At 60.2% G+C, this 13,132-nt stretch carries 9 protein-coding genes; 5 read left to right on the top strand and 4 right to left on the bottom strand.

Annotated features, from left to right (window positions below):
* Together IF803_RS39080 and IF803_RS39085 are read right to left on the bottom strand one after the other, a co-directional pair.
* On the bottom strand, positions 1-2,774 hold a 2,774-nt coding region (locus tag IF803_RS39080; RefSeq protein WP_461195809.1), incomplete at its 3' end, for a hypothetical protein.
* A 104-nt stretch (positions 2,775-2,878) separates the two neighbouring features.
* Positions 2,879-3,232, bottom strand: coding sequence for a protein NO VEIN domain-containing protein (locus IF803_RS39085; RefSeq protein ID WP_129964841.1), 354 nt, complete (start codon positions 3,230-3,232; stop codon positions 2,879-2,881).
* A 580-nt stretch (positions 3,233-3,812) separates the two neighbouring features.
* Between IF803_RS39085 and IF803_RS39090 the strand changes: the two genes are divergently transcribed.
* The 3 genes from IF803_RS39090 to IF803_RS39100 all read left to right on the top strand — a co-directional run bounded on the left by IF803_RS39090 (position 3,813) and on the right by IF803_RS39100 (position 5,670).
* A complete protein-coding gene (locus IF803_RS39090; protein WP_016846334.1) occupies positions 3,813-4,067 on the top strand; it encodes a FitA-like ribbon-helix-helix domain-containing protein in 255 nt (84 codons plus the stop codon).
* Positions 4,064-4,486 (top strand): type II toxin-antitoxin system VapC family toxin, encoded by a 423-nt coding sequence (locus IF803_RS39095; RefSeq protein WP_016846333.1) that lies wholly within the window; start codon positions 4,064-4,066, stop codon positions 4,484-4,486. Before IF803_RS39090 ends, IF803_RS39095 begins: the two co-directional genes overlap by 4 nt.
* Before the next feature lie 851 nt (positions 4,487-5,337).
* The gene (locus IF803_RS39100) at positions 5,338-5,670 is read left to right on the top strand and encodes a hypothetical protein (protein ID WP_016846332.1); all 333 of its coding nucleotides are present in this window, start codon (positions 5,338-5,340) and stop codon (positions 5,668-5,670) included.
* On the opposite strand, the gene IF803_RS39105 is transcribed toward IF803_RS39100, so the two are convergent.
* Both IF803_RS39105 and IF803_RS39110 read right to left on the bottom strand, forming a co-directional pair.
* The gene (locus IF803_RS39105; RefSeq protein WP_461195810.1) at positions 5,654-9,067 is read right to left on the bottom strand and encodes an autotransporter outer membrane beta-barrel domain-containing protein; all 3,414 of its coding nucleotides are present in this window, start codon (positions 9,065-9,067) and stop codon (positions 5,654-5,656) included. The two genes, IF803_RS39100 and IF803_RS39105, sit on opposite strands and share 17 nt — an antisense overlap.
* A 276-nt stretch (positions 9,068-9,343) precedes the next feature.
* On the bottom strand, positions 9,344-9,730 hold the full coding sequence (locus IF803_RS39110) for a hypothetical protein (protein ID WP_157183415.1): 387 nt from the start codon (positions 9,728-9,730) through the stop codon (positions 9,344-9,346).
* Positions 9,731-9,979: 249 nt separating this feature from the next.
* Between IF803_RS39110 and IF803_RS39115 the strand changes: the two genes are divergently transcribed.
* Positions 9,980-11,287, top strand: a complete 1,308-nt coding sequence (locus tag IF803_RS39115; protein WP_016846328.1) for an MFS transporter — start codon at positions 9,980-9,982, stop codon at positions 11,285-11,287.
* A 1,219-nt stretch (positions 11,288-12,506) separates the two neighbouring features.
* On the top strand, positions 12,507-12,767 hold the full coding sequence (locus tag IF803_RS39120) for a hypothetical protein (RefSeq protein WP_125459168.1): 261 nt from the start codon (positions 12,507-12,509) through the stop codon (positions 12,765-12,767).
* The last annotated feature ends 365 nt before the right edge of the window (positions 12,768-13,132 follow it).

Below are 13,132 nucleotides of genomic sequence, written 5' to 3' on the forward strand. Positions count from 1 at the left end.
ATCTTCGCGAATAGGACGGCGCAGCTCCAGAATTCCTCAGGGCTCGTGGCAGACTTCATCATCCCGTACCAATGCCGTGCCCATGCGTTCCTATGATAGGCATAAGTTGCCGCCCCGTAGGCTTGCCCGACAAATCCTTCGCAAGCCTCGAACCGCTGCAGCGTACGGGTGGCATGTTCATTCAGGTCTGAAAATCCACAGACAAGAAGAGCCCGCGCCGTCTTTGCCGGCTCCTGGATCGCCAACCTTTCGTCGACGTATTGCTGAATGAACGCTTGCGCTCCGGCCTCATGCGCGGCGAGAACCTCCGAAGCTATCAAGGAGTCGTTCGCGGCCGCGTCGAGTCGGGCGAAGCACAATTTACGCACCTCCGTGATCGAAGCACGGGACCAGGCCGCAACGGCCTCCGCGGGAATGCTCGATACGCCGATGACACGGTTTACGAAAGGTCGAAGCGAGGCCGTTCGAGCGAACAGCTCTGCAGCACCCGCGGGATCGCTTGGCGCGATTGCCCTCGCGAGCCCCGTTGCGAATGCATGCATGGCGCGGAACACTCCCTCGCCGGCGACCAGCAACGCTTGCTTCCAACTCTCCGCGAGAGAAGGCATCCGGGCTACAATCGCATCGAATCCTCCCCAGGAGAAATCGTCCAGGATGATCCGGGCGTCGGCGAGAGTAACGTGATCGACGAAGCGGTCGAAGGCCTTCCAAGAGCGCTTCTGCCGTTGCTGAAACGCGTCATCATCTTCTCCCAGTCTCTCGAATGCCTGCTGCATGTCGCGGGCCGGCTGATCCACCAAGGACAGAAGCGGCGGCTCCTGCCCCTCGATCGCGGTGACTGGCTGCTGCACCAGGGGAAATTCAGGGATGTCGTTCACACCGATCGCACGGTGGAATGCGACATCGACCCTATCGGCGACCGATTTGGCGCCCTCATCGCTCAACTGCGCCGCGAAGCCATAGAAGTTCGGCCCCATGCGACCAACGGCCTCGGCGGCGCCGATCAAGCCCAACTCGGCGGCTACCAGCAGGCACCGCGAGCCATACCAGATCTCACGATGGCCGTTCTTCGCGTCGCAATTCGCGGCGTCCCAGCCCGTCGCCAGAAACTGCTTCAACAGAACTGGGTCTCGAGACCGCGCGGCGAGCGCCAATGCTCTCATTCTCATTCCACCATCGGGGGACGAGAGCAAGGGAATGAGTCGGGATTTCGCCGCATTCGACAGGGAGCTTTTGCTGAACTGAGCGAAGTTTACGACCATCGCCAATCTGTTGTTGTCGCGGGATGTGAGTGCGCGATCCAGAGCAGCGTCAATCTCCGTCTCGCTGGCGGGTGACGTAGCCTCCAGCAGATCTAGCAATGCCTCGTTGCCTCCTCCGGCCTCCAGCGCCCGGAGCTGCTCATCGCCGCTCCGGTGCGGAAAGGCTGCGCGAAGGGCATACTGCTGCACGAGCCATTCGTCTCGAACCCCGCCCTTGTCCGTCAAGAATTCGGACGCCGGCGGCGAAGAGCCGATCGAAACCAGTCGGGTTACGATTTCCGGCTCCAGGATCGCACTGTCCTTCAATAGCGCCATCATGGCCTGCCTCAACGACAGCACGTTCGCCCGATCGAGCGCCTGCCGGGCGAACTTATGGCGAAGTTCGACGGCCGTGGCTGGCTCGAAGCGGGCAAGAGCGGGCATGGACCTGGTGACCTGGTGATCCTGAGGGGTCATGCCAAGGCCTGTGCTCAGCTCCGCAACGTTGGCGTTCCTGCTGGCCGTAACGATTGCACCGATATTCTCCGGCGCTTGTGTTGCGGTCGGATCGCAAGGATCGACCGCACTGTAGAGCGGGTCATTCAAGGAAAAGCGCGGTCGGTCGGGGGTGATAGTCCCGAAAATGGCATGCGCTTGCGCCGCATCGTCCGGATCTCCGGTCGCACTCAACATGGTGGCCGCCGCGCGCTTGCCCGTATTCGACGCCTCCGTCGCCAGAAACGGCTCGCAAGCGGTTCGGACGGCATCCCGCATCGGCAACCAATCAACGGCATTGAAACGCATGAGATGTCGGAAATGCTTATCCGGTCGGTCGAAGTCCGGATTCAAGGCGCTGGCGACGGCCCATCCCATAAGCGCGGGGATGGCGGGCGCTAGTGGCTTTCCCGCCATGAGCTCGAGGGCATACGAATGGAGCTGCGGCAGACCTTTTCGGGAGTCTTCCTTCAGTTGCTTGCCGATAAATTCGCGTTCAGCCTCCGACAAGGCCGAGCGGCGAGTCTCGAGCTCCTGCTTCAGCCGTTCCGATTCCGCGGCGTCCTTTGCCGGATCGCCACTCGAATGACGGAACGTGCCTACCTCGGGCGCTAGAGAATGGCGGGCTAGCCACTCCAGCGCCTGGCGGGCTATCTCCGCGGCATGCTTTGGATCTGCCGATGCCGAAAGCAGCGCTACTATGAGCCATCTGGAGTTTGGCAGCATAACCAGAGAAAACGCGGCGTCGTGCGTCGCCCTCAAGAATGGCTCTGGAGATCGCTTCGCCATCGCCTCGAACGCCGGATAAAGATCATCGGATACATTCTGCAAGCCGACGAAATATTTTGCCAACGCCGCCTGCACCTCGATGGGGCAACCTTCCTGAAGAAAGGAAATCTGCAACGCTGCGAAGACCACATCGGAGGTCTCCGAAAGGGCACTGATGGGCTCCATCACCTCGGCTAGTTTGGCCTCGGGGTCTCGATTGGCCCGCAGCTCCTTGCGAAGAACGCTCGTCAAAGCCAGGCCGAGCGCCAAGGGAAGGCTAACCATATTTCCACCGAGCTGTCGTGGAGATCAGTCGACCATTGGACGTCTTAATGACAGAGCCGCCGATGATGTATTCGGAATTGCTTGGAGCCTCACCTCGGCACGGCCACGTACTTGTCCGGCGTCGAACACAAGCAGACATCAAGCGGCGGTTTGATGTCGAACATCTCCGCTCCGTTACTGAAGTCGAAGATTCTCCGGACGCGGTAGGCCGCTGGGTTATGCGCAGCCGTCTCAACCTGGTTACGGGACAGCCAGACGCGCGTGCGAGCGTGCCTGTTGGTGGTCTTGATTTCGAACAGCCGCTCCTCGCCGTTGTCTGGCGCAAAGGATCTGATGTCGTAACCCCGATGGTCCTCGCCGCGATCCGCGGGCCAATCCATCTTCTTGGCCAGGTCGCGCCGGCCGGCTTGACACAGCCGGTCGTACTCGAACTTGAACACCATCTCCTCGCCAGCGCGCCTCAGGGAGCGGTTGTGTTCGTCTCTGGCTGCCGGATCGTACTTGCCAACTAGGCGCTGCAGCGCCGGCCGGTCATCCTGCGCGTCCGAATTCGGAAAACGCCGGTGGCGGGACCAGAACCGGCCCTCCAGCCGACGTGAAAGGCGGCTTCACCGACACAGTCGATCACTTCGGATGCTGCCCTAACTGGGCCTCAACGGCCTCCACCAGGGAATCCTGGTAGTTGGCCGGAGCAGCCCCGGGGATCCGGGCGATCCCGGGCTCCTCCAGGACGGCCGACACGTTGCCGAGCTTCCATTTCGATCGCCTTTTCGGATCGCCCCACCTCCGGCGATAGCCGCCGGTACAGATCGGCCATGTTGATTTTCGGCTATCCGGATTACGGTGTGGGGATGTTGGAAAAAATCGGATTATCCGCAGAGGGAGGAATGGAGGCGCCGCGCCAGCCGCGCTCATCCTTAGGTTTCCCGGGGCCCGGCGCGTGAGCACCGCGATCACCCTTGAAAAATGCCATCAAGAGCTCTACTTTGATATCATCGCAATCAATCTCCGGAGGACGCTATCATGGCCGCTGTCACCATCCGCAACCTCTCTGAGGAGGCGCATCGCGCCCTGAAAGTCCGTGCGGCGCAGCACAATCGCAGCGCGGAAGCGGAAATGCGCGCCATTCTGGAGGCCGCCGTGCGTCCCCAGGGCCGGCTGCGGCTAGGCACCGCCCTTTCGGAGATGAGCCGCAAGATTGGCCTCACCAATGCCGATGTCGAGGCACTTGAACATGGGCGCGACGTGCGTCCCGCTGAGCCGATGCACCTCGAGTGATCCTGCTTGATACCAATGTGGTCTCCGAGGCGATGAAGCCCGAACCGCATCCATCGGTCCGCCACTGGCTCGACGCCCAAGCGGCCGAGACGGTGTTTCTTTCCAGCGTTACCGTCGCCGAACTTTTGTTCGGTATCGGCGCGCTGCCGCGCGGCAGGCGCAAGGACAGGCTGGCAGTTGCGCTCGACGGCGTGCTGGACCTTTTCACGGCCCGCATCCTGCCCTTCGATACCGCCGCGGCGCGGCGCTATGCCGAACTCGCCGTTAAGGCGCGCGCGGCCGGAAAAGGCTTCCCCACGCCCGATGGCTACATCGCCGCGATCGCCGCCGCCCACGGCTTCGCGGTGGCATCGCGCGACACGAGTGCGTTCAATGCTGCCGGTCTGACGATAATCGATCCCTGGACTGCAACCAGCTAACAGGCATCCGGATGCATCGGCTGCGGATTAAACGAAGAATTGGACGTGCTCCACACCGTAATCCGAATAGCCTGATTTTCTCGCCGGCCCGCTCCCGCTCGAGCATCAGGAAATAATTGGCGACCACGATGGCGACCTGCTCGGCCGTCCAGTCAGTCCCCCTTGGCTCCTGGCACTGCGCCCTCGGCGTCCACGATTGCTTCCCCTGTCCCGGCGGGAAACAAACCAGGCCCCGGCAGATCCGCAAAACGTAAGACGGGCACTCGCCTTCCTGACGTTATCCACCCTGCTATGGACCTACCCTACCGCTAGGCCATCCGTGGGCCGAGGACTGCCGGAAGACTGGTGCCGTCGCGCCGCGCAAGTTCGGCGTCCAGTCACAGATCGACGATCATGAGGAGTTCCTAAGCAGCTCGTCGCGAAGCGGGCCTCCATCAAGCTCGATGAAGTGCACGCTGCTTTGGACCGACGCGGCACCTGTCCGGCCCACCGCGCCTCCCGGTAACTGGCCCTGAAACTAGGCACTCCGTCGGCGGGAATGCCGGCTGGAGGCGTCCGAACCCCTCCGGTGCGCCCCGTTCACGTCTGGCGCTCCTGCTCTCCCGCTTTCGCCGACGAGGTCCAGTCGGGCCCACTCCACAGCCCTGAAGATCAAGTTCACCTATGTGTTCAAGCGGAGGACATTCCCGGGGGCGACCGGGGCCCCGGCAGGACCACAATTGACAATGGAGACCCCGGAGTGCCTGACTAGCTTTCCCAAACGCAGAATGTTCTCACCCAAGATCCGGCCGAAAAGGACGAGCTCAACAGCTACCTGGAGGCCGTCGCCGACCGGTTCGGATTGCGTTGGCTTGAACAGGGCGACAGAAACCCTGTGCCATCGCTATGGCAGGCCAAGCAAGCACGCTCTTGCGACCAATGAGCTGGTGACCTTGGGCTATGCCCTTTGGAGGCTCGCTAAGGCCGATCTGAACGGGACCCGACATCAAGTCAATCAGTTGAAGATCGGGAGCGATGGCGAATGCGCCGGCAAAGACATCGCGCTCACCAGCGCGGCGTTCAAGCAGGCCATCCTCGCCGGCCAGGTTTCTGGCCACGGGATCCAGATCGAAGCCAACGTGTCCATTGCGCGCCGCGCGCCGGGCCACGTTGGATTGAGCATGCGTATCAAAACTTCACGTTGAAGGTGGCATTCAGTCCGTTCTGTGTGAGGCCAGAACCGAATTGGCCTTGATAGGCGATGCCAAGGGTGCTGTTGCTCGAAAGTTGGAAGTCCAGACCGGATTCCACGAGTGCCACATCCTTGCCGATGGATACGCCTGAAGCTGCAAAAGCGCTCGAACCTGCAGCAAAGCTGGCTGTCGACAGCGGAATAATGTCACCTAGGGCATGACGCCAGCCAACATCAGCGCGCGCCGTCGTGGCAATGTGGCCAAGTTGAAATCGGGTGGTCGCGTAGACGCCGAGCGTGGAGAGCGTCGTATCCATCGTGTCAGCGCGAATACCAAGCGCCGCCCCGTTCAATCCCCTCTCGTAGAAAGCATCCGTCGCGACGCGAACATGGGCGAGATTGGCATAGGGTTCGATCACAGAAGACCTGCCGAGATGGACTTTGTAACCCAGTTCTGCAAAGATCTGGGAAGTGCCTGCACCGTGATCCGAGATCAAGTTGTCGTTGAACCCGGGGAACCGAACGTTGCGGCTCATCTCAAGATCGTGCCACGTATAGGCAATGCCTGAGCGGAAGGCGAGAGCTCCTTCCGGCAGGATCCACTCGGTGCCTGCATAGGTCCCGAACGTGTAACTGTCACTGCGACCTGACGACGAAGCAGCGCCAGCCTTGAAAGTGGAGCGGCTATAGCCCGCAAGAACACCGAAGCGCCAGTCCTCAAATACCGGCCTGTCGATCCCGGTCATGAAGCCGCTGATGCTGGATCTGGTGCTTGCGGCATTGCCGTCACCTGATTGGGTCGTCCATCCGCCAAAGGCAGAAGCCCACGCGGCGTAGCCCTGCAGGTCATAGGATGGCGGATCAGAAGACGCCGCGGAGATCGCACCGATGGCAGAGGCAGACTCGCTACCCGGCCTTTTCTGCTCAGGACCATAACCGATTGCCGCCATCGCTGATGATGGCGCCCCGCCAAACGCCTGTTCCAGGCGGTCGTAGACCGCCGATCGCGCATAGAAGCTGTCATTGATACGTGTGCCCTGTTCGGACGCATAGATGGAGGGCGAGAGCTGTCGCAGCGCAGATGTCACCGCCGTGCCGTCAGGCGAGGAGAAGTCGAGTGCCGCGACGAGCGGGTGCAGCCCCGACGCAGCGTTGCCGGCGACTTGATCGAGCGCCGCGCCCACCTCGCGGCTGTTGGCATCGGTCCCATATCGCGAGTAAGCATCGGATGGGCGGGAAAGCGTCAACGCATAGGTGTTGCCGCCCTCGGCTGTAGCACTCGCCAGCAAGGTCGGTGATTGCAGCGATGTCGTCACGTTCGTAAACGAGCCCGAGAGATTTGTTGCATTCAGCCACCGATTGGAGGAAAAGCTGAACCCGCTGCCATACCAGCCGCGCTGTGGGGTGATCGTGAGCGTGCCGTCGAGCGTCGCATTGCCGTTCACCACCAGACGACTGAACGCACCGCTATCATTCACCGCGACCTGCAAGCGACCGGTCGAGGTCTGCAGATAGTCGCCATTCACCGTTATGCTGTTATCAAGGCGACCGATAAGCGGCGCGACAGCACCGCTATTGGTGAAGCGGCCGTCAGTACTGAGCAGATAACTGCCATTGCCGGACAAGGTTGCGCCTTGCGCAACAGTTGCGTCATACACTTCGTGATTGCCGGTCAACAACGTGACGCCACCCCACAGCTGCAGCGACAGGTTGCGTCCAACGATATTCCCGTCATAGCGGGTCGCAAAGCTTCCGTCGGGCTCCTGCGTTGAGTGACCGTTCGCATCAGGCGTCATTCCGAACGTTAACTTGGTCAGGCGCGGAGCACCGTTTTCGTCAAGCTGGGCGTAATCGGACAGTATGTCCCCTGACAGCATTGCGCCACGCATCACATTGATCTCGCTGACGTAGCCATTGTTCGACATGTACATCGCTGCATGACCGCCAGCCAGGCGCCCGGTCAGATCGAACTTGCTGACGAGGGGGCCGTCGATTTCGTTCAGCATCGGGGCCGCGTCATTGCCGATCGTGCGAATATACGAGCCACGATATTCAAGGTCGTTGCCCATCGCATTGTTGCCAAAGTCGAAACTTGCTGCGATGCCATGCTCGCCGAGAGCCTGCACGTCCCCGCGCTGAGTAAACGTGTGATCCTTGCCATAGGCGAACATGACGCCGCGCCCATAGGCGCCATCGGCGTACACGCGGGTTCCGGGCGGGATTATGATCTGGTTGTTTTCGCCGTCGACGCGGATGCCGGCGCCCCCTGCTCCCTTCGAAAGCAGGTCGGCACGTTGGACCACAATATTGCCGCTGCCATAGACGTGCAGCCCAAGTCCGAGCGTAGCCGTATTGTACGTATTCGGCAGATAGGCGGTGCCGTCAGCATTACGAGCGAAGAAGGGATTGTCGTTTACCAGAGTCTGGCCATTGGCGTAGATGGAGTAACCGAAGTGGTTGCGCCGATCGATGCTGTAGCCCATATCCTGAAACGCGGCGATCTCCGCCTCCATCAGGGCGGTGTAGTTCCGGTATCCCTGGTGGCTCATCAGGCTGTTCTTAAGCTCGCTATGCGAGGCGAAGGGCGCATCCCGTCGACCATGCTCGTCCATTACGCGCACCGGAATACCAGGCATGGCACCGGCCAGCACTTCACTCACATGCTTCCCGGCGAAATAGCCCCGATCGCGGCGCAGATCGAAAACGTCGTCAGCTGGTAGGTTCGTGCAGACGGAGCAATAGATCGTCTGCCCAGGCTTGGCTTGTTTGCCATTGTCGTCGCGCAAATGCTCGGTCCACGCATTTATCTTTTCCGGGAAATACGTTGATATCGGCCCAGGGAAATACGGAGATGGTTCATAGTTGATAGTGCTGAGCATACCGTGTGCATGGCCGAGCTCATGGATCACTACGGGCGTAAGACCAATCTCTGGAGTCGTCGGCAATTGCGAAGGGATGTATGCTTCGGACGAAAACCCCATCAGGCCAATTGTAACCATGCCATGCGCACCGTAGTGCAGCTCGCCTGGATCCTGGCCCATGAGCGACGCCTGCACCTTGGTGCCGCCACCGGGGGACATACCACTATAGGCAGATGCGTTTTTCTCGCTATTTCCCCCGAAGTTGACAATGGCCGGCGCGTGACCCGGCATAAGCTTGATGATTTCCGCCCAATACCGAATCGCCGCCAATGAATGATCTATTTCCGATTTCGGCAAATTCCTCGTTGAAACCCCGTCACCTTCCCAATAAGGACCATCGCCGGGTCCGAATATCTGCGCTCGCATGAAGGTCACGCCGTTCGTATCCGTGACATCGAAAGTTTCAAGGGCCCTACTGGGCGAACCCAGCGACGCACTAGCCGCAAGTACGATGGCCGTAACTGTCTTCGTCTTCGTCTTCGTCTTCATACTACACTACACATTCTCTTCGATGCATTGATTACAGGTGTGTTTTGCCATCTAACTCGAGCGCGGGTGCACGCAGATGGGCGAGCGAAGCGCGGCCGTCATTGGTCAGACATCGGCGTGCGTAGTTCGCGCGCGATACCTGACGGCAGCACTTCAATACGAAAGGAAAGCCATTTCCCTGGATCGGCTTTGATTGAAACCAAGTCCGCTCAAGGAGGTGTGTCCCCATTGCTGGTGACTTTGATTTCAAATTCCTGGAGCTCAGACTCTGGCACATCACGCTTGCCATTTGCGACCCGCCGAGCGCTGCTCGTCAGACCGAATATGACCGCCCGCCTGCGGTGCCGCGCCTATGTCGATCGATTTCATGGTGCCGTTAGCAATGCGAACTCCTATTGCCTTTTGATCGCACGAAGGTCCTGCATTCTGCAGCAGACCCAATCCGACGAGGCGGCGGCTGCGCGCAACCAACAAGCAGCGGAGCAAAAGTTGGGCCAAATCGCCTGATGCGTCCGCCGTGCGCAACCAGTTGAACGCAGCAACATGCACGACGGCCCTTCGCGTGAAAAACAGGCACTGCAATGTTCGGCGACGGCCATTGTTGTCGCAAACTCGCCACTGCACTGGAGCGCCCCCCGGCAGTTGGAATGTTCGTTCATTCATGCTTGCTGCGATTGCCGCGATCAGTTCAAGTTTTGAATGGGGTTGCGAGGGGCGGGCATTTTTATTGCACTCACCGTCGTGAGCTTCGGTCCGGCATGCGTCAGGCACATGCAGAGCACCAAGACGCGGAGCCGACCACCTCAACCAGACGGCGTATAGAGTAGGTGAAGTGCAATGTGGCGCGACCTCACCGATCGAAATGCTCAGGCCAGCCATCGCGCTTCAGACGGACCGAGATTGGCCGGACAAATGACTCGAAAGAAGCCGGAGGCGGTCCTTGTTCCGGCAGACGAACGCTTGACCGGCCGCGCCGTGTTGGGCGCAACCATCGGCAATATTCTCGAATTCTACGACTTTGGGACCTATAGCTTTTTCGCTATCCAGATCGGTCAGACGTTCTTCCCGGCAAGCGACCCGTTCGCCAGCCTCATGCTGTCGCTCGCAACCTTCGGCGCTGGTTTTGTGACCAGACCGATCGGGGCCATCGTGCTCGGCTCGTACTCGGATCGAGCCGGCCGCCGACCCGCCATGACCGCGAGCTTTGCAATGATGAGCGCCGCAGTCCTTTTGTTGGCGGTGACGCCTTCGTACGAGACAATAGGAATTGCCGCGCCGCTACTGGTGATTTTCGCACGTTTGGTGCAGGGCTTCGCACTGGGCGGTGAAGTTGGTCCGACGACTGCCTATTTGATGGAAACGGCCCCGGCCGAACGGCGCGGTCTTGCTGTTTCGTTCCAGCCTGCCAGCCAACAGATTGCCGCGACGGCCGGAGCGCTTGTGGGAGAAATACTCTCCCTGACCATGACAAGCGAGGCGCTCAGTGCTTACGGATGGCGGATCGCGCTTTTGCTCGGCGCCGCTACGCTGCCGTTCGGACTCTGGTTGCGGAGCGCCCTGCCCGAAACGTTGCATCGCCCCGACACGCCGGCTCCCGGCGTTCAGCCTGTAAGCAGGCAGCCTGCCGCTCGCCGCATCATGAGTCTGGGATTTGTCATTTTGGCCAGCTGCACGATCATCACTTACGTCACGGGATATATGACCACCTATGCGCTGAACACCTTGCAGGTTTCCGCGCCTCTCGCCTTTGGCGCCACACTCATCTGCAATACGGTAGGAATTGCCGCCGCACTGCTGGGCGGCTGGCTCGCAGACCGCGCGGGCCGCCGGCACATCATGATTTGGCCGCAGATCGCGGCGTTGCTGATGACCTATCCAGTGTTCTTCTGGATCTCGGAGAGCCGCAGTGCTCTCGCACTTCTCGGAGGCCTCGGCGCGCTCACCATGATCGGAACGATTCCGTATAGCGCCTTCTATGTGAGCATGGCCGAAGGTTTGCCCAAGAACATTCGTGGCGGCGCCTTCGCGACGACCTACGCCTTCGCCATTGCGATCTTCGGAGGTACAGCCCAACCCATCGTCACCTGGCTGATCCACCTGACCGGGAGCGCGCTGGCGCCGGCCTGGTACATGCTTGTCGCGAGCGCGGCCGGGCTCTGTGCCATGCTCTTGATTCCTGAGACTGCGCCGCTCAAGATTCGGAGCGCTGCGCTCAGGTAACGTCCGTCCTAGCACTGGACAATTTGGTCGCGGCTCTCTGCCGCCTGATATCGCGCTCGCGCCGGTCAGCAAGAATGTAGGGCCCCGCGTTCGACGTGGTCGTTCGCGCGGCCATCGACAGCACCGACAGAACGGATGGCTCCGACAGCGCCCGGGATCGCGTCGATGGTCACCGGCTTCATCAGACTGTCGGGCGCTCGCAGCGCTGAACACGACGCGATCGACGAAGCGCCCGGAGCTGAGAAGCGAGGACGCCCGGCTTGTCCGAAGCACCAAGCCTAGGTTCGCGCCGCGGTTCTCAGCGTGCTCAAAGACGGTCCTGGCAAGGTCGATTTCACCAAGGAGCTCCGGTTACATGTCGCGACGCCTGCCCTGTGCCTGGTTCATTGACAGGATCGTGTCATCAGAAGTTCCGGCCCGCAGCTTAGCCACGGCAGCTAGCCAGAAACTCGGTTTCCAGCTCACCTCATACTCGGCTTGCATGGCCTTCCAACAGCTTCCAGCAAAAGGAGCTCGAGGGAATTCGCGAGGGCGGCCGCTTTTCAAGTCCAGACGGGGTAAGGCGTGACGGTAGCAGGGCGATTGACCGGCCACCTAGCCACACTTCAGGCTGCCGACCAACCTATGGTCGATCCTAGTCTCGAGGACATCGTGGGCATCTAAATACCCCTCGGCCCGCTTCTTGGCCTCTTCGTCACTATGGCACTATGGCTGGTGAATTCATGGGTAACCCGCGCGGCTCTTGCCGCATCGACCGCGAACGCCACGTGCAATCTAAGTCCTTTGACCATTCTCGTTCATTGGATCGATCGGCAGGACGTTCCAAGCCGGCGCGGAATTTCAAGGAATGACGGATGCAACGAACGTCTGGAGACTGCTCGCTCAATCCGAATGCGCAGATTCACATAGTACAATTGACTTGCATGCCGATGGCGAGCCTAATTGATGGGTTGCAAGGCTTACAGAGAGAACCAGTGAATTTTGGAACGCCTGCGCAGGCCAGATTTATCGTTCGAATGGGGACCTCTGGCTGGATGGTTTATGATCGAGAACGCAAGGGACCAGCGCTGATAAAGGACAGCCACCTGGCCGAGAAACTGACAAGGGAACAGGCTGAACACATAAAAGAGAGCCTGACGAATACTCAGGGCAACGACCAAACTTAGTCCTTCGTCCATGGTGCTCGGTTGGCGCCCGCAATCCAGTAAGGGTCAAATCCTTGAGCCTCGATTGGGCAAACGCAGTCCCGGTTCTCGTGATCGCTGCCGGCCTCGCGCTGGTGCTTGTCGGCCTCATCGGCATAGTCCGGCGCCGAGGTCCCGAGCGACGCCACGCAGTGCAAGCAAAAGAAGATGTGTCCGGATCCAGCGAGCCGCCAAAATCCCCGAGCGCCAAAAAGCGGCACAAGAAAGCGCGGCCTGCTGAAGACTCTCCCGCGAAGGACCTGGAGGCCCGGCCAGCCAATGAAGAAGAAAACTGACTGGCACAAACATCTAGCTCTGCACCCAGCCCGAAGAGACAGGATCTTCACAGCCGCTATCGCCGCAATGCTTACGACGCTCGCTCGATGCACGGACGAGTTCGTATTCGCACACAGCAGGATTCGCCAGGACGCCTGAAGGCAGGGAGGAGTCGTAAAATCCGCATTGGCCGCATCCTGCGAACCGCGCGACTCAAGCTGACCTGATATCAATGGCGACGCCTAGTAGGTGTCATTTACGACACGGAGCCGCCGTGATGTAAGAAAGTGCTGTGCAAGACGGTTCTCATCTCGCTCTGGAGCGATGCTGGGTGAATGGACGCCAGATCGAGAATTTTCTTCATGGCTCGAATCCTCGCGACGCG

It is taken from the genome of Bradyrhizobium sp. UFLA06-06 (assembly GCF_054820065.1).